This is a genomic window from Staphylococcus sp. HMSC055A09 (assembly GCF_001809655.1).
Lineage (GTDB): Bacteria > Bacillota > Bacilli > Staphylococcales > Staphylococcaceae > Staphylococcus > Staphylococcus capitis.
In genome coordinates this window covers 342,099-361,425 of the sequence record NZ_KV798364.1, presented here as the reverse complement: position 1 = coordinate 361,425, position 19,327 = coordinate 342,099, and the positions used below count along the sequence as shown (strand labels likewise).

12 protein-coding genes and 1 pseudogene are annotated in these 19,327 nt (G+C 35.0%); 8 read left to right on the top strand and 5 right to left on the bottom strand.

Going from position 1 to position 19,327, the window contains the following annotated elements; genetic code table 11:
- The first annotated feature begins 57 nt into the window (after positions 1–57).
- Genes HMPREF2642_RS04895 through HMPREF2642_RS04880 form a run of 4 tightly spaced genes read left to right on the top strand, consistent with a single transcriptional unit; the run spans position 58 to position 4,450 of the window.
- Positions 58–1,122, top strand: a complete 1,065-nt coding sequence (locus HMPREF2642_RS04895; RefSeq protein WP_030062690.1) for an ABC transporter ATP-binding protein — start codon at positions 58–60, stop codon at positions 1,120–1,122.
- The gene (locus HMPREF2642_RS04890) at positions 1,106–2,146 is read left to right on the top strand and encodes an ABC transporter substrate-binding protein (RefSeq protein ID WP_030062689.1); all 1,041 of its coding nucleotides are present in this window, start codon (positions 1,106–1,108) and stop codon (positions 2,144–2,146) included. Before HMPREF2642_RS04895 ends, HMPREF2642_RS04890 begins: the two co-directional genes overlap by 17 nt.
- A gap of 1 nt (position 2,147) precedes the next feature.
- Positions 2,148–3,797: an ABC transporter permease gene (locus HMPREF2642_RS04885; protein ID WP_030062688.1), complete on the top strand. Its 1,650-nt coding sequence runs from the start codon at positions 2,148–2,150 to the stop codon at positions 3,795–3,797.
- A 35-nt stretch (positions 3,798–3,832) separates the two neighbouring features.
- Entirely contained in the window at positions 3,833–4,450 is a 618-nt protein-coding gene (locus HMPREF2642_RS04880; RefSeq protein WP_030062687.1) for a metallophosphoesterase, read from the top strand.
- Between the two features lie 72 nt (positions 4,451–4,522).
- Here the strand turns inward: HMPREF2642_RS04880 and HMPREF2642_RS04875 are convergent, their stop codons facing one another.
- Positions 4,523–4,951, bottom strand: coding sequence for an organic hydroperoxide resistance protein (locus HMPREF2642_RS04875; RefSeq protein WP_030062686.1), 429 nt, complete (start codon positions 4,949–4,951; stop codon positions 4,523–4,525).
- Positions 4,952–5,202: 251 nt separating this feature from the next.
- Between HMPREF2642_RS04875 and HMPREF2642_RS04870 the strand changes: the two genes are divergently transcribed.
- Positions 5,203–7,167 carry a Rad2 family DNA repair protein gene (locus HMPREF2642_RS04870; RefSeq protein WP_030062685.1) on the top strand — a complete coding sequence of 655 codons (1,965 nt, stop codon included), beginning with the start codon at positions 5,203–5,205 and terminating at the stop codon, positions 7,165–7,167.
- 151 nt (positions 7,168–7,318) lie between these two features.
- Positions 7,319–7,879, top strand: a complete 561-nt coding sequence (locus tag HMPREF2642_RS04865) for a cysteine hydrolase family protein (RefSeq protein WP_030062684.1) — start codon at positions 7,319–7,321, stop codon at positions 7,877–7,879.
- Between the two features lie 165 nt (positions 7,880–8,044).
- On the opposite strand, the gene HMPREF2642_RS04860 is transcribed toward HMPREF2642_RS04865, so the two are convergent.
- Positions 8,045–10,141: an amidase domain-containing protein gene (locus tag HMPREF2642_RS04860; RefSeq protein ID WP_030062683.1), complete on the bottom strand. Its 2,097-nt coding sequence runs from the start codon at positions 10,139–10,141 to the stop codon at positions 8,045–8,047.
- Positions 10,142–10,433: 292 nt separating this feature from the next.
- Here HMPREF2642_RS04860 and HMPREF2642_RS04855 point away from each other — a divergent pair, with 292 nt between their 5' ends.
- Positions 10,434–13,286, top strand: a complete 2,853-nt coding sequence (locus HMPREF2642_RS04855; RefSeq protein ID WP_049427766.1) for a YhgE/Pip domain-containing protein — start codon at positions 10,434–10,436, stop codon at positions 13,284–13,286.
- Between the two features lie 67 nt (positions 13,287–13,353).
- Here the strand turns inward: HMPREF2642_RS04855 and manA are convergent, their stop codons facing one another.
- From manA to HMPREF2642_RS04840, 3 genes are all read right to left on the bottom strand, one after another.
- Complete coding sequence (gene manA, locus HMPREF2642_RS04850; RefSeq protein ID WP_030062681.1) at positions 13,354–14,289, bottom strand: mannose-6-phosphate isomerase, class I; 936 nt, start codon at positions 14,287–14,289, stop codon at positions 13,354–13,356.
- Between the two features lie 13 nt (positions 14,290–14,302).
- Positions 14,303–16,279, bottom strand: coding sequence for a fructose-specific PTS transporter subunit EIIC (locus tag HMPREF2642_RS04845; RefSeq protein WP_064212224.1), 1,977 nt, complete (start codon positions 16,277–16,279; stop codon positions 14,303–14,305).
- Positions 16,280–16,358: 79 nt separating this feature from the next.
- Positions 16,359–18,236 carry a BglG family transcription antiterminator gene (locus tag HMPREF2642_RS04840; protein WP_030062679.1) on the bottom strand — a complete coding sequence of 626 codons (1,878 nt, stop codon included), beginning with the start codon at positions 18,234–18,236 and terminating at the stop codon, positions 16,359–16,361.
- 348 nt (positions 18,237–18,584) lie between these two features.
- Here HMPREF2642_RS04840 and HMPREF2642_RS04835 point away from each other — a divergent pair.
- Positions 18,585–19,304: pseudogene (locus HMPREF2642_RS04835) on the top strand (MFS transporter); the annotation flags it as partial.
- Positions 19,305–19,327 lie beyond the last annotated feature (23 nt).

Below are 19,327 nucleotides of genomic sequence, written 5' to 3'. Positions count from 1 at the left end.
CTGTTTAATAATTATTAACAATCTTTTTCTATAGTAGTAATTGAAAGAGGTGAGGATGTGGTTTTAGAACTTAAAAATATTAAAAAATCATTTGGTTCAAGGACTGTGATTCAAGATATTAATTTAACGATTGAGAGTGGTAAATTTGTATCGCTCCTAGGGGCCTCAGGATGTGGTAAGACCACGTTGTTACGATTAATTGCCGGTTTAGAAACACCAGATTCTGGAAGTATAAATCATGATGAGCGCACTTATTATGATTCTAACCAACATACATATGTATCACCGGCTGAGAGAGACTTAGGGATGGTCTTTCAAGATTTCGCACTATGGCCACACATGACTGTTTTCCAAAATGTTGCGTATCCATTGAAGGTAAATAAAGATACGAAAGATTTAAAAACACGTGTGATGCAAGCACTGAAAGAGGTACACTTGGAAGAACACTATGATAAAGCGATTCATCAACTTTCAGGTGGCCAACAACAACGTGTGTCATTAGCCAGAGCAATTATTTCACAATCCAAACTGATATTGATGGACGAACCATTATCGGCTTTAGATGCAAGTTTAAGGGAAGATATGCAGTTATTAATTCAAAGATTAATTAAAACATATGACATGACCGCTATATTCGTCACACACGATCAATATGAAGCTATGAGTATGTCAGATTATATTGCAGTCATGTCGAATGGAAGTATCGTTCAATATGGAACGCCTGAAACATTGTATCAACATCCTAAGAACAAGGAAGTTGCCACATTTATTGGGAAGGGGACATTTTTAGAAGGCGTGAGTCATAATCAAGTTTTAAGCACGAATGAAGGTTTTCAACTTAATCATTCTATCCAAACTAAAGAGGGGAAATATGGCGTATTAATTCGCCCAGAACACGTACATATAGAAGAAGCAACTCATTCGAAAGCGACACCCGCTGTCATTGAGACAGTGAGCTTCACAGGTGAACGTTATCAATATACAGCATCATCGCATGGTGTCTCGATTATGTTTTACGATAGTAACTATTTTCAAGAGAATGAGACGGTCAATTTAACCTTTGATATTCCTGAAAATTACTTTATAAAAATGGGGGAAACTAAACATGAAGCAGTTCACTAAATATATCGTAATCTTAATTGCAACGGTAGTTTTATTAGCAGCATGTCAAAATAAACCAGAGAATGGCGACAAAGGGAGTAATAGTTCTAAATCGAGTTCAAATGACGGAAATAGTAAAGATAAACTCGTTTTATATGCAGCAGGACCAGATAATTTAGTTAATGATATGGTCAAACAATTCGAAAAACAAACAGGTAAAAAAGTACAAGTTTTCCAAGGAACTACTGGAGAAATTCTTGGTCGCTTAGAAGCTGAAAAAGATAATCCTAAAGCAGATGTAGTTCAACTCGCATCACTACCTGCAGCATTAGATTATAAGAAGAAAGGGTTAATTGAACCTTATAAAGTTAAAAATCATAAAAAATTATATAAAGATTGGATAGATAAAGACGGATACTATTATGGATTTAGTGGCAGTGCATTAGGTTTATCTTACAATACTAAAAACGTTAAAAATCCACCTAAAGACGTCAAAGACTTAACTCAATCTAAATTTAAAAATAAAATTGCCATTCCTGATCCTTCAGAATCTGGTACGGCATTAGATTTATTATCTATTAAAGTGAATAACGAAGGAAGTAAAGCTTGGGATGAATATAAAGCATTGAAGCAAAATGGCATGAAACTTGCTGGTGCGAATAAACCTGCATTAGAATCAGTGATTAAAGGTGACAATGATGTTGTATATGGTGGTGTAGACTACATGGTATATGCAGCGAAAGCAAAAGGTGAACCGGTAGACATCAAATATCCTAAATCAGGGACAGCGATTTCACCGCGTCCAGCATTTATTCTAAAATCATCAAAACATAAAGAGTTAGCTAAAAAATATATGAACTATGTCACTAGTTCTAAAGGCCAAAAGCAAGTGGATGATCACTATTTAATTCCAGCAGACAAAACAGCAGAGAAGAAAAAAGGTAAAGCTAAACTTAAAGATATCAAAGAGTATAAATATGATTGGAATCATTTAAGTGATAAGAGTGAAAAAGTATTGAAAAAGTTCACGGAATTGATGAGATAATATGCGACATCATTCTTCATTCTATCGTGTGAACCAAGTACTAGCAGTCATTGTGTTGTTCCTCCTCATCATCTTGCCCTTATGTTTAATACTTTTTAAAGGGTTTGTGTCTAGTGAGGATGGCACATTTGGGGAACACATCCAACAACTAGGTCAACCTTACCACCTTAAAATATTATGGAACTCAGTTATTTTAGGTATTTCAGTCGTCATATTATGCACAATCATTGCACTACCACTGAGCTATATTATGACAAAGACGTCACTTTCTAAACATCAATGGTTAGATCTTGTTATTATGATTCCATTTATGACACCACCTTATATCGGATCAATGGGATGGATGCTAACAATGCAGAGAAATGGGCTGTTGGAACAACTCAGCCCCATTTTCTCACGTGTGACACCATATTTCTTTAGCTTTTTTGGGATGGTGTTGATCATGAGTTGCCACTTGACACCATTTTTATATATTATTTTGAAAAATGCACTCATGACAATTCATCAATCACAAGAAGAAGTAGCTGAAATTTACGGAGGTACATTCTTTTATCGTTTTCGTAAAATTATAGCGCCACTTTTTGCATCAGGATATAGTATGGGAGCATTGCTTATTTTCGTTAAAACAATCGGAGAATTTGGTACACCAGTCACAATGGGAAACAGAATAGGCTTTCAGGTATTAACCTCAGAAATTCATCATAGTGCTTCTATATGGCCGATTGATTTTCAAAGAGCAGCGTTATTATCTACTTTATTATTAGCTGTGAGTATGACAGTATGGGCATTTCAACAATGGTTTCAATCGCGAAATCACTTAAGTTCTAATGCTGGAAAAGGACATAAAGTGAAAGTTCATTCTCGCAGTAAGTGGAATATATTATGTTATGTATTTATTATTTGTGAAATTATCGTTACTATCGTTTTACCTTATGCAAGTATCTTTATGAATGCCTTTATGAAACAGTTATCGTCAGGATTTCATCTAAGTAACTTTACTTTGCAAAACTTTGTTAATGTATTATCGGGTAATGGTGGCATAGCTTTATTTAATAGCATCATGTTAGCTACTATTTCGGCTACGTTAGCAAGTTTAATTGGTCTATGGGTTGTATTAATCACACGAAGACGTAATTCTTTAGGTCGGGTGATTGACTTTTCAAGTTTATTACCAAACACAGTACCTGGTATTATTGTGGTTATTGGGCTAATCCTTTTCTGGAATAATAAACATAATCCCTTACCGGTTTATAATACAATCGGAATATTAGTCGTTGCTTACACAGTGCTTTATATTCCATACGCTGTTCAAAACATAAGAACGGTTGATCAACGTTTAAGTAAAAATCTTATTGAAGCAGCTCAGATTTCAGGTAGTAAAGGATGGACATTGTTCAGAACAATTACATTTCCTTTGTTAAGACCAGGCATTATTTCTGGATGGATACTTATATTTTGCATATCTATGAGAGAATTAGTTGCTTCGTTAATGTTGAGACCACCTAATACGGATACATCTTCAACGTTTATTTACCGTCAATTTGAGCAAGGAGATTCTGCCCAAGGTATGGCAATGGCAATAATGTCTATAGGTATTACTTCAATCATTTTATTCATATTAGAAACGTATCAAAGAAAGAAAAAGCTTTAAGAGTTCAGTAGTAGTGAGAGGAGCGTGATGCACAGATGCCTAAAAGATTATTAGCAGTATCGGACATTCATGGGCATGGTAAGTCTCTAGCGCGATTGCTGAAAGCAGCTCACTATGATGCAAAAGATGACCAACTAGTACTTATCGGAGACTATGTCAATAATGGTCCAGATTCAGTGGGGACATTAAAATTTGTAAAACAATTAGTAAACGACGGGGCTATCGCGTTAGTGGGGAATCATGAATTAAGATGGCTCGAACGTAAAGACAAACCAGCGATACAGTGGCATCAATTTATCAACGAACTTCCATATTATAAAGTCATTGGTCAATATATTTTTGTACATGCAGGAATTGATACAAGTAAGTCGATGCGCAAACAATCAAGAGCAGTTGTTACAGGCCATGCTCCAGAAAATTTAAACCACTTCTTACCTAAAAATAAAGTTATTGTTCACGGTCATGTGCCGAATTATAGATTAGGATATAAGAAAGATCACATTCATATTGAACCTCGTGTCATAGATATTGATACTGGCGCAGGTCATAATCAATACTTAACATTACTAGATTTAACATCGCAGAAACAATATTCTGTGAAGGTTTCTGATGATGATGCTAAAATTCAAGAGCGTCGCGTTAAATTAAAGTAGGATAAACAAAGAATCCCCTTACTACTGGTGATAGTAAGGGGATTTTTTAATGGCTTGGCTTTACCGTATTTTTTATTGTGCTGTTACTTCTAATTGCACGTCGATGTTACCTCGTGTTGCTTTAGAATAAGGACAGAATTGATGAGCTTGTTCTACATATTTTTCAGCGTCTTCTTGTGAGATATTTTCAAGTGTTACTTTGATATCTGCCGCAAGTTTAAAGCCATTGTCAGTGTCATCTTTAATTAATTCAATAGTGATTTCTACTTCTGGGTTAGCATCGTTTACTTTGTTTTGAGATAAAATTAATGATAAAGCACTGTTAAAGCATGCACTATATCCAGCAGCAAATAATTGTTCAGGGTTCGTGTCATTACCACCTTGACCACCCATTTCTTTAGGTGTGGCTAGATTTTGAACGAATGTATTATCAGGGCTAAATACGCGACCATCACGGCCACCATTTGAAATCATTGTCGTAGTATATAAAGGTTTTGCCATTTTGAGAACTCCTTACCTTATTTGATTACGCTTGATTAGATATTTTGTTTAACTAATCAAGGTTATAACGAAGTATAATACCATTTAAGTCAAACTTACAAGAAATGTGATTTTATATTTAATATTATTTTTAAATAATCTACAGAAATCTAAAAGAGTGTAATAAAAATGATAAGTGTATCTTTATGTAAAATGGTATATAATGGCATTGAATTGAGTAATTGGGAAATCTATAGAAGGAGAGTAAATATATGAAGAGAACACGTGTACACCAACTTAGCGGATATTTAAAAATCTCATGTACAGCACTACTTGTCAGTGGGACAATCATTGGTTATGGATTTACCCACAATACACACGCAGATTCTACAGAGACATCTCGTACGATGACACAATCGCAAGATCAAAATCATTCTTTAAGTAAACACATTAAAGAAGCTAAAGATAAATTAAATCACTTAAAAGACTTATCAAAAGAAGATATCAAAGATTATCAAACTCGTATAGATCGTGCCAAAGATGACTCTAAAATAGATGCTATTATTGAAGATGCGAGACAACATAATGAAAAGTTAGTAAATTCAACGGTCTCTAATGATAGTAACAACAATTCAAAAGCGTCTAAGGAGTTAGATCAATTTTTAGAAGATTTGGATGCCATTTCTAATAATGTTGATAACTATCAACAAAACAATGGTGTAAATGAAGACCATCCCAATAAAGACGCTATTCATAAAGAAGATACACAGAATACAGAAGCTAAAGACAATGATACTAAAGCACAGGCGAATGATACGACCATTTTCAAGAAATTAGACTCTATCAAAGATGATGTGGATTCTCTCCGCTCAAATGAAAGTTCTAGTACGAGTCAAAGTGATAAAAAGACTTCAAATCAATCTGATAACAAAGAGCGTCAAAATCAAATTGAGCATGATATAGCAACACTAAAATCAGAAGCTAATCAAAATAGGGATAATGCTGAGGATACGATTGGAAAAATCACTAAGGACTTACAAGGTAGTGATAAAATCACACATGCGCTTGCACAGAGACAATCACGACAAAATGATAATAATGAGAACTATCTAAGTCGTAAATTGAATGATTTAGGTGCTTTAGAAAGCAAAGTTAAGGAAGATAACCATTTATCCGACGATAATAAGCAAAAATTAAAACGTGAAATTGATCGAGCGCATCAAAAACTTGATGGACAACAAAACGCGATATTAAATCAACTTAAAAATGATAAAGATAAAGCTAAGACCACTGAAAATATACTTCATAGCATCATGAGTAACAATGAAGCTCAACGTGCATTGAAAAACATTAAAATTAAAGGTCAATCTGATAAAGACATTGCTAATCAAATCGCGAAGCAGATTGATGGCGTTGCCACTACTTCAAGTGATGATATTCTTAAATCAATGTTGGATCAATCACATAATAAAGAAAAATTGATTAAAGAACTATTATCTACGCGACTAGGAAACAATGAAGCTTCTCAAATAGCAAAGAAATTAGCCAATGGTCACTTTAGTCAATCTCAAATTGTTGATCAATTAAAACACTATTTTGATAAAAATGGTCACGCAACAGCAGATGATATTTTAAATGGCGTATTAAATAATGCTAAAAATAAAAAAGAAGCAATCGAAACGATATTAGCGACACGATTGAATCAAGATAAAGCGAAAATTTTAGCAAGTGTCATTACACGTATTCAAAATGATAAAACAGATGCGTTACAACTGATACAATCCGCTTTAAATGGTAAAGCAAATGACTTATTGCAACTTCAAAATCGTGTTAAACGAGCTAAAGGTGATTTAAATTATATTTTATCACCAATAAAAGATCGCCCATCATTACTTGATAGAATCCATGGTAATCATCACAACAGTAGTCAACTCGCTGATATATTAAACCAACTCGCAGGTTTAACAAATGGATCAGGTATATTAGATAATTTAAACTCTAAAGATTCTATACTAGATGGTATTGGTAATATGGATACACCATCCCCAGAGAACAATTTATCATTAGGTTCAGGTGATGGCTTATTGAGTGGAATATTAAATGACGACGGCAATATCTCTTTACCAGCTGCAGGTAAAGTTCTTAAATTGAGTGTTTTACCATTTGCAATCATTGCTTTAGTGATTGGAAGCACGTTGATTTGGGTAAGTCGCCGTAAGAAACATCATGCATCATAATTAATAAATTTAGTCACCCGGACGTCTTAAAATTGTTAAAATGTTTGGGTGACTTTTCAATGGAAATAAATATAAATAATTGGAGAATGAGTATCTCATATCGTTATAATGTAGAAACTGTTCATGAAAAAAGAGTTAAAGGAGTATGACTATGACAAATCAAACAGCTCTATTAGTGATGGATATGCAAAAAGGTATCGCAAATAATGTGCCACAAATTAATAGTTTAATTAAAGCAAATCAACGTGCAATAGAAGCAGCACGCGCACACCAAATTCCGGTAGTCTTTATGCGTGTTGCATTAGAGAAAAACTTTGCAGACGTTTCACCTCATAATCGTGTGTTCTCAAGTTTTAAACAACGCGGTATATCCATGACAGAGGATGATGCGTTTGCACAAATTCTTGAGGAATTAGAACCTGCAGAGGATGAACCAATCATGACTAAACGACGTTTTAGTGCGTTTACAGGTAGTGGTTTAGAGGTCTTCTTGAATGCGAATCAAATTAATCACCTTGTTTTAACAGGTATTTCGACAAGTGGAGTGGTGCTAAGTACCGCACTTGAAGCTGCAGATAAAGATTATCAAATCACAGTTTTAGAAGATGCTGTGGGAGATCGTTCAGATGATAAGCATGATTTCATAATAGAACAAATTTTAAATCGTTCATGCGAAATAGAATCAGTCGAATCATGGAGAAACCATTTATAGTAAAGTAACATCCTTATATAACGATGAAATACAAATTGAGCAATCCCTCCGTAAACATTGTTTATGGAGGGATTATTTTAAATACACATCAAACTCAACTATTTCCTGGAAAATAAAAAAGATAGCAAGCTCTATGAAGAGACATGCTATCTTGAGTAACTCTTATTATTTTCCTTGAATATAATCTAAATCATTGGCATCTTCTGCATCAATGGTTCTGTATGAAATAACGCCAAGACCTTTAACATTAGATTCTGAAATCACAATTGAACCATCGTCGTTGACTTTTTCAACGAAACCAACATGACCATATTGTGTATCTGCACCAAGTTGGCCAGCTTCGAAGACAACAGCAGTATGGTTTTTAGGTGACTGTGTTACAGTGTAACCTTCTCTTTCAGCGTGATTGTTCCAATTGTGTGCATCACCTAAATCACCAGAAATAGATGAGTCATATTGTTGCATACGTTGATAAACATACCACGTACATTGTCCTTGTGGATATGGAGAAGATCCACTAGCTTCAACAAATGGTTTGAAATCACTTCCTGAAGTTTCTGTTCCAATTGATTGAGTATATTTTTTCAGATTTGGCATACGTTTTTTATCAAATGCAGTTAAATTGTAATGTTTAATGATACTATTTAACTTTTTAGCATAATTCGGATCTGTCGCATAAGAATGTGATAAGTGTGACGTTGCCTCTTTATATGTTAATGCTTCGCTCTTCCAAGTAGGTTTATAAATTGTAGGATTGCCTTCAATACCATTTTTAATTAAGTCAGCATAATCTTGGAGTGAAGATTTCAAATTAGGATATTTACGGAATCCAGCGTTTATACTAAACATTTGGTTATCGCTACCAGCCTCTAGTGTATTGAAGTTCACAGATTCCCCATTATAACTGCCTTTAACACCGAATAAATTATAGTTAGGTGATTGAGCTAGACTACTTTTACCTGAGTCAGATTCCAAGATAGCTTGAGCCATCATAACAGAGGCATAAATCTTTTCTTTTTGGCCAATTTTATGTGCATCTTTAGCAATCGATTTAATAAATTTACGAGTATCTTGGCTGTCTACCACATTAAAGTTATCGTCTGACACTTTGCCATCTTCAATTTGTGGTACTTGTTGGAATAAACTTGTTGAACGCGTATTAGATTTTTTAATATCATTCTCAAACGATTGAACCGGTTTAGATTTATGTTTCAATTCATTCTCTGTAGGTAGTTGCGGATTATTATTTTGAGAAGACTGCGATGTGTTCTTCTGATGTTTAGATTTCTGCTCATAATTAGATTGGGTCTTCTTAGCATCTTCACTGTATTCATCAAGAATGGTATCTAGTGCTGAATCAGATACGCTTGAGTGGTTGTTGTCACTTGATGAATGTGATGTTGTTTGATTAGAAGATGATTGATGCGTTTGATTTGATGACTGTTTAGATTCATCTTGTTGAGACGATTGACCTTGTGACTGGGAAGTATTTTTATCATCGTCTTGTTCCCATTGAGATAATGCGTCACTCACCTTTGAATCATCTGTTTCTGCTTTAGAAGATGATGTACTACTTTGATGTGATTGATCTTCAGAATGAGAGGAATGACTTCCTTCAGAAGGAATGTCTGAATTAGTATTTTTATTCGATGTTACCTCTTTAGAATCATTGTTATCACTATCAGTAGAATCATCTCTATTTGAAGTGGAAGGTGATTGACTTGTATGATCGTCTGACTGTTCATAATTTGAAATATTAGAATCAAAGTTAAAAAGATTTTGAATTAATGTAGTTAAACTAAAGCTATCATCATATTTATCAGGTTTTAACAGGTCGTTCATATGAGACTGACTTTGAGCAACGTTATGGTAAAATTGGTCAACTAAATTTGTATTTTTTTGCTTATTTTGATCAGTAACTGCTGTTGTAGTTTGATGCGGCTGGTTAGAATTCTGATCTGACTGATTGGATGCTTTGTTTTTATCCGCTTTAACATCATTATCTTTTTTATGCGTTTTAGAAGATTTACCGTTCTCTTTAGAAGGAGATTTCTCAGAAGAAGCTTTTTCAGCTTGGTGCGCACGTTGATTGCTATCAGTTTGCTCTTGTTTATCTTCTTTCGACTGTGAACTTTTATGAGTTACCTTTGTTTGTTGATTCATGTCATCTGTATTATCTTTCGCAACGGCCGTAGGGGTAGTGAATGTTGGAAATACCAACGTAGTTGATAGTAAATAAATTAACAATTTGTTTTTCGACATCACATTTTTTCTCCCTCGAAAAGTTTAATTTTGGTGTGATAATAATTGAGAATTTGGTATAATTTAACTTATGACTTATAGTGTTGATATCTATCAACGAAACGTAATGCGCCTTAATACATTTATTATACAAATCTTACTTGTAAAAATAAATTACTTTCCTAGAAATTTTATAAAATAATAGAAGTATCTCCTCAATGATCAAGTAATGATGGGGGAGTCATTTTCAAAAATAAAAATAGAGTTATTATAAAGAATGAATATTAAAGACCTTCTCAATAGGAGTGTGAATATGAAGAACGCACTAAAACTCTTTATCACGGATTTGAAGAGGGTAGCGAAAACGCCGGGTGTTTGGGTGATCTTAGCAGGTCTAGCTATTCTACCTTCGTTCTATGCATGGTTCAATTTATGGGCGATGTGGGATCCGTATGGTAATACAGGCCATATTAAAGTAGCAGTAGTAAATGAAGACAGTGGTGACAAAGTTCGAGGTAAAAAAATTAACGTCGGCGATACAATGGTCAAATCGTTAAAGAACAATGACAGTTTCGATTGGCAATTTGTTAGCAGAGAAAAAGCAGACCATGAAATTAAGATGGGTAAGTACTATGCCGGTATATACATACCAAGTAAGTTTACACATCAAGTTACTGGCACCTTAAGAAAGCATCCGCAAAAAGCAGACGTTAATTTCAAAGTGAACCAAAAAATTAATGCCGTAGCAGCGAAACTGACAGATACAGGTTCATCGCTCGTTGTAGAGAAAGCCAATGAGCAATTTAATAAAACAGTTACGAAAGCATTGTTAACTGAAGCAAATAAAGTCGGTCTAACATTAGAAGACAATGTGCCGACAATCAATAAGATTAAAAATGCGGTATATCAAGCGAATGATGCATTACCTAAGATAAACGACTTCGCTGACAAAGTTATTTATCTTAACAATCATCAAGACGAGTTAGATCAATATGCGAATAAATTTAGAGATTTAGGTAAATATAAGGCTAATATTACTGATGCTCAAGATAAACTCAATGCAGTCAATTCCGCTGTTCCCGCTTTAAATGAGAAGGCGAAACTCATCCTAGCACTTAATGATTATATGCCGAATATCGAACGACTACTCAATGTAGCTTCGAATGATGTGCCAGCACAATTTCCTAAGATTAATAAAGGTGTAGACATTGCTAGTGAAGGCATTGATGCAGCAAGTAGTCAATTAAACGACGCACAAGGATATTTAACTCAAGCGAAGCAGCGTGTGAAAGACTATCAAGAAGCTGCCGGTAGAGCACAAGAAGTGAATGGTGCTGTGAATAAAGATTTAAACAATCAGACAACGACACAGCAACAAAGTGCTACCCAAAGCCATAAAGATTTAGGGCATAGTTACTCTAATATAAAGACCAGTCAAATGAGTACGATGGGTGATTCATCTAACAATGATTCAGATTTAACACAAAACGACATTAAATCAATGAACACCGCCTTAGCAGAATCGTTATTATCATTATCAAATCAGACAGACAAACAAGCTCAAGCCACTCAACAAGATATTAAAGCGTTGAAGAACATGGCATATGGTATTATCGCATCAGATAAACCTACACAATTTAAAGAACCACTTGAGAATATTAAATCTCGATTGGAAAATGCTACTAAATATAATCAACAAATGATCGATATTCTTTCAGAACTAGAGAAAAGTGAAGATGTAGATTTATCATCAGAAATTAAACATATTAAAAAGGCGAATAACCAAATTAATGATAGTTTACGAACAACTAATCAATTAATTGATGCTTTATCAAATGGTAGTTCAGGCCAGTCTGAAGCAGTAAAAGTACTTCGTGGACTGCCAAAACTGAGTGATAATCTTGATAACTTCCGTTCATATATTAAAAATGAACTAAACAAAAATTTATTAGCTGTTTCAAACGAAATTACAGATCAATTAAATAAAGGTCAGAATACTTTATCTACAATTCAATCGAAATTGAACTCAATCAACCAAGTGATTAATGCAGGTCAAGATATCTTAAGTGATGGTAAAGAACGTATTGATACAATACAAAGCACTTTACCTGGTATTGAACAAACTTACATCAATGCCATGAAAACTGCTCAAGCTTACTTCCCAACTGTGAAGAAAGATGTTGCACAAGCCGCTAGTTTCGTGCGCAATGACTTACCACAATTGGAACAAGAATTAGCCAATGTCACTCAATCAGTAAACCAAAATTTACCGGCATTATTTAATCGATATGACAACGCTGTTAATTTATTAAATGAGAATCAACCACGCGCGAAAGAAGGTTTAGCTTCACTAGCTGACTTCGCACAGAATAAATTGCCAGACGTTGAGAAGGATCTTAAAAAAGCAGATAAAGTCTTCAAGAAACTAGACAAAGATGATGCTATCGATAAACTTATAGACACATTAAAGAATGATTTGAAAAAGCAAGCAGACACAATTGCAAATCCAATTAATAAAAAGACTACGGATGTCTTCCCAGTGAAAGATTATGGTTCAGGAATGACACCATTCTATACAGCGTTATCAATATGGGTAGGTGGCTTATTAATGGTAAGTTTACTTTCAGTAGATAACAAACATGAACATTTGCGACCTATATTAACAGCACGACAAATCTATATGGGTAAAGCTGGTTTCTTCTTCCTCTTAGGTATCATTCAAGCACTTATCGTGTCGATAGGTGACCTAGTGATACTTAAAGCGGCGGTGGAATCACCAGTCTTATTCGTAACCATCGCTGTATTTAGTTCACTCGTATTTAACTCAATCATCTATACATGCGTGTCCATGTTAGGTAATCCAGGTAAAGCTGTAGCGATTATCTTGCTCGTATTACAAATCGCAGGGGGTGGAGGAACATTCCCAATTCAAACGACACCACAGTTCTTCCAAACCATTTCACCATATCTGCCTTTCACTTATGCCATTGACGCCTTACGTGAAACTGTAGGTGGTATTGTACCTGAAATATTAATTACTAAAGTTGTCGTACTCACATTGTTCGGCCTCGGATTTATTATATTCGGTATATGTATGAAACCTGTGATGGATCCAATTATGCGTAAAATTGCTAAACGTGCAGCAGAAAGTAAAGTAACTGAATAATATACTAAAATCCCTCGAATTGTAAGATTCAATTCGAGGGATTATTTTAGTTATAAGCAATGCTTATTTAAGGATGGCTTATAATTAGATCCATGTGTCCATTAAACTGAATTGCTTTATCTTCTGTTGTTAAAATAAAATGCGTACCTTTTTGAACAGTGAATGTTTCGTCATCAACTGTTAATTGACCATCACCTTCAATGACTGATACTAAGCAATACGGATGAGGTTTCGTTAAAGTTAGATGTTCAGAAACATCCCATTTCTCTACTGTGAAGAACGTATTCGACACAAATTGCGTATAAGTGTTACCATCAATCTCTTTAGTATGTGGAGAAGTATTCGGCTGTCGATTAGAAATATCGATAACCTCTTTACTTTGTTCTAAATGTAATTCACGTGTGTTGCCATTTTTATCTTTTCTATCGTAATCATAAATACGATATGTGGTATCAGAAGATTGCTGTGTCTCTAAGATGAGGATGCCTGAACCTATCGCATGTACTGTACCAGCAGGAACATAATAGAAGTCGCCAGGTTGAACTGGAACATGAGTAAATAAATGGTCGAAGTCTTTATTATCAATGAGTTGTTCTAATTCTTCTTTTGTTTGTGCTTCTACACCATAGATGATTTCTGAGCCAGGTTCTGCATCAAGAATATACCAACACTCTGTCTTACCATATTCACCTTCATGTTTAAGTGCATAGTCATCATTAGGATGAACCTGTACTGAAAGTTGATCATGAGCGTCTAGAATTTTAGTTAGAAGCGGGAAGTGTGTTCTAGAATCGTTATCGAATAACGCACGATCTTCTTCCCATACCTCATCTAACGTCTTACCTTGATGTTTGCCATTTTCAATGACATTAGGTCCGTTCTGATGTGCTGAAATAGCCCAACATTCGCCAGTTTGATCACTTGGAATATCGTAACCAAACTGAGTTAAAGCATTGCCACCCCAAATGCGCTCTTGAAATACAGGCTTAAGAAACAATACCATATCTTACACTCCTTTATATCTCTTTTAAAATGTTGTAAATTTCATTTTTATCTTGAGCATGCACGAGGTTGTCTCTTGTATCATCATGCATTAAAGCTTTTGATAAGCGTTGCAATAATCTTAAATGCGTATCATTACTGTCATTTGGCACAGCGATAAGGAAGACCAATTGCGGTAATGAACCATCAAGGCTTTCCCACTGAATGCCTTTTCTATTTTGCATAACAGCTACGGCAGGTTGATTGACTGCACTTGATTTCGCATGAGGAATCGCCACATTCATACCAATGGCAGTAGTTGACTCTGCTTCTCGCTTATGAATAGCTTCTTTAACTTCTTCAACATTAGAGATATAGTGATGTTCATTTAATTTAGAAATAAGCGTATCAATCGCATTGTCACGCGTAAGTTCAGTATTTGATATTTCAATAATATTCTCGGCAAATACTTCATGTTCTTTACTTTCATTTGTAGGCTCACTTTGTGGAGCAGTCGTTGCTACATTACTTTGTGTTGTTGTATCGTTTGCTGATGTAGAATCATTTTCAAGGGTAGGGTCAGTCTCGTGTGAATTCACTTCATTCACAGGTGTATGTCTCTTGAAAATTAAAACCGTCATCATTGTGACTAAACTACCGATAATGACAGCGATAAAGAACCAAAGGACCTTATCAATACCGCCAAGTACTGCTACAACTGGACCACCGTGGGCAACTCTATCTCCAACACCTCCCAGCGCGGCGATGACAGATGCTACCATAGCACCAATCATATTAGCTGGAATCGTTCTAAGTGGGTCTTGGGCAGCGAAAGGTATCGCACCTTCAGTGATACCGAAGAGACCCATTGTAAATGAGGCTTTACCCATTTCTTGTTCAGCTTTATTAAACTTACGTTTTTGAATAAATGTGGCTAAGCCTAAACCGATTGGAGGCGTACATACTGCTACAGCAACCATTCCCATCACTGCATAGTTACCTTCAGCAATTAATGCAGAACCGAAGAGAAAGGCAACTTTGTTAATCGGACCACCCATATCGAAGGCAATCATAGCGCCGATAATCAACGCTAGAATAATAATGTTTGCGCCTTGCATACCTTTTAACCATGTCGTCAATGCAGCAAAGATACTTGAAATCGGAGCACCGATGACAAAGATAAATATCAGTCCTACGATAAGTGAAGAAATAATAGGTATGATAATAATTGGCATAATCGGTGCCATCGCTTTAGGAACTTTAATTTGCTTAATCCATTTAGCGATATAACCAGCTAAGAAACCGGCAACAATACCACCTAAGAAACCAGCACCTGCAGTACTGCCATAGAGACTTCCGTCAGCAGCGATAGCTCCACCAATCATACCTGGAACAAGTCCGGGTTTATCAGCAATACTTACGGCAATATAACCGGCTAGAATTGGAACCATAAATTTAAAAGATAAGCTTCCAATATTTTCAATTGATTTCCAGAATGAATGCTCTGGAATGACGAGGCCTTTAGAAGTCGCTTCGCCACCTATAGTTAAAGCAATGGCCATCAGCAATCCACCTACAACGATGAATGGCACCATGAAAGAGACACCATTCATTAAGTGTTGATAGACCATTTGCATGCCACTTTTATGTTCATTATCTTCTTCAGAATTGTGGCTGTGAGTTTCTGAATCATTTCCATGATAGATACGGGCGTCTTGATCAATGATACGTTGAATTAATTGTTTTGGATGATGGATACCTTCACGCACGTTCTCATTAATGAGGCGTTTACCATTAAAACGTGAAAGATCAACTTGTCTATCAGCAGCGATAATGATGCCGTCTGCTTCTTTAATTTCTTTGGCAGTTAAAATGTTTTCAGCACCTACACCGCCTTGTGTTTCTACTTTGATATCTACGCCCATTTCTTTAGCAGCTTGTTCTAACTTTTCTTGAGCCATATATGTATGAGCGATACCGTTCGGACATGATGTTATAGCAAGTATTTTCATCGCTTTCACTCTCCTTTATTTAAAGTGTAAGCGTATTCAATGCTATATAAAAAAGAATAATTGCCGTTATTAGTGGCAATTATTCTCGAATTTGAGCGATTAACTTATTTTTAAAGTCATGGTTCTCCATCATACACCACTGATCAACCGTATGTTCATCAAGTTGGGCTAGTGACTGAATCATATTTTTCATCATTTGCGCATCCTTCTTCGCAATCGCTAGGAAGAATACTAACTTCACATCATGTTGTTTCCAAGGAATGGGGTGCTTGAATTTATAGACAATCACATGAGATTTCAGCACCTTCTCAGGATTACCGTGAGGAATCGCCATACCATTGCCTATGAAAGTTGAAGACTGACGTTCGCGTTCCATCGCAGATTCAATGTAACCGTCTAAAGTCGTTTGATGTTCTTCTAGAATCTCTTGAGTTCTCTTAAAGATTGAGAGTGCAATGGAAGGTTCATCTTGTTCGATGTCGGACTCAACCACAAATTCTATTGGTGACAGGGCATCTCTTTGTAACGTTGGGTTTTTAAACGTTTTAATTACATGTTCAACTTGGCGTTCATCATCTTTCGAAAATAATGGCGACACCTGAATCACTTTCGGAAGGTGTGATGAACGTTTGTGACTTAAGTCGATATCATGCGTTGTGATGAGTAAATCCACTTGCGCAAAGTCATATGTCTCAACATCTTCAAGTTTCAATGTATCAACAATTGATATTGAAGGACTTAATTTCTTAATTCTTTCAGCTAATAAAGTTGAAACCCCTAAGCCGTAATAGCACACAATGACGACGTTAATGGTCGAGTGCATTTGTCGTTCAATTGATGATTGAAAATGAATCGTCAAAAAGGCAATTTCATCTTCGCTAAGTTGTATGTCAGTGTCTTTAGATAACTGATGAATTACATCGTAAAGCGTGTTAAAGATAAAAGGATAGAGTTGTTTGATTTCAGATGTCAGCGGATTGTTGAGGTAAACATTGCGCATTAATCGTAAGTAGGTACGACTAAAGTGCGTATAAATATTTTCTTTTAGAATTGAATCTTTAGAAAAAGGAATATCTACATTCGTTTCCATCAATTGTATTAACCGTTGAATATAACTTTGAATAAAGAGTTGTTGGAAGCTTAAATCAAATTGATTGAAATGATAACTAATGAAGAATGAAAACAATTGACTCGTTTCATCAGTTAGCTGGTAACCTAGTTGTTGATTAATATCTTTAATACACTGTCGTGCTATGGCTAGAGAAGTTGGATTCGACTCCCAATCTAACTCCTCAGAGTTAGAGCGCTTAATAATTAAGATTAAATGCACAAGTAATTGTCGCACTTGATTATCTGACGTTTGAAGCTCGGAAGCTTGAATATGTTTCTTAATAATATGATGAATACGCTGAATATGTCCCTGTGGTAATTCTTGCAGAATCAAATCTTCCACTTTAATTTCATTCGAAGAGAGTTGATTCAGATGAAGAACCGCATTACTTAAATCCGAACCACTAGCATCGATAATGATGCCTTGTTTCCTTTTCAAAGTGATGGTGACATCAAATTTTTCACACCAAGTTTGGATACGTGTGACACAATCGAGTACATCTGCCTTTGATAGATGAAAATGTGATGCAAGCTCACTCAAAGTATATGTATGATGATCCATCAATAATTTATAAGCAATCGTAATTAATAACTTTCTCTCTTTAAGAATACTGTCATTTAATTGTCCCTCAATAAAACTAATAGAATATGCATCTAAATTTAATTGATAGCCTCTAGATTTAACACTCACTATAAGATTATCAATGAATGTAGAATTAATAACTTTAATATCATTCCTAACTGTGCGATTAGACACATTTAAATAAGCCGAAACTTCATTCCCGCTAATGTACGTTTGAGCGTTATTGATTAAGAGTTGAATGAGTTTAATCTGTCTGTTTATCATAGTCCATCTCACTTCTCCCACAAAGTTTGATTAGGAAAACGCTTACTCCACAATCAAAGTTTACTTGTTAGCGAGGAGATAGGCAAGTAGGTATGATAATCAACTTTGAAGAATTAAGTACGAAATTATCGATCATTGTAATCAAACAATTAATAGACTCCAAGTCTCCGATATTCAAGACAACGAACTTCCAAATTTAAATCATTACATTAGAACAATTGACTCAACAACTACTCCCATCAAACATTAATTTTAATTGACTTGCTCAAATAACAGTTTCTTCATTATATTGTTAAGCAAAATGTTATATGGGTATGAGTAAATTAGTTAGATGAGGAGGTATTATAGTTGAACATTTCTTCTAAATATTTTGATTATTTAGTTGTTTTTACCGCAGGCATAGGAATGTTTTTATCTACCTTAGATAGTGGGATTATTAACGTTGCATTACCTACTTTATCGAAATCATTTAATGTTGATACATCATTGATAACATGGAGTGTCACTTTATATACTTTATTATTGACGGGAACGATTATCATATTTGGAAGATTGAGTGACAAATTTAGTCGAATAAATATCTATAGTATCGGGCTTATTGTGTTTTTAATAGCTTCAATTTTATGTGGTTTTTCAAGTAATATTATCCAATTGATCACATTTCGAGGTTTGCAAGGCATCGGAGCAGCAATGTTGCAAGGCACTGCCACTGCTATTATTACAACTAGTATTCCTGAAGATAGACAAGGATCGGCCCTAGGAACGCTAAGTATACTTTTAGGAATAGGACCAGTTTTAGGACCTAGTGTAGGAGGGAGTTTACTCTCTTTAGGAAGTTGGAGATGGATATTTTGGATGAATATTCCCTTTATCGTAGTAGGGTTAGTTGGCTGTTTAATATTGAAGAGAAATATTAAAGAAAATAGAAGTACATCTATTCACCTAGATTTGCGAGGAAATATATTGTTATTTCTATCTATATTTTGTTTATTAATCAGTCTAACTGCATGGTCTCATAATTCTATTAAAAGTTTACTCGTTTATGGGAATTTAATAACTTTTATCATACTATTTAGTTTGTTTGTAGTATG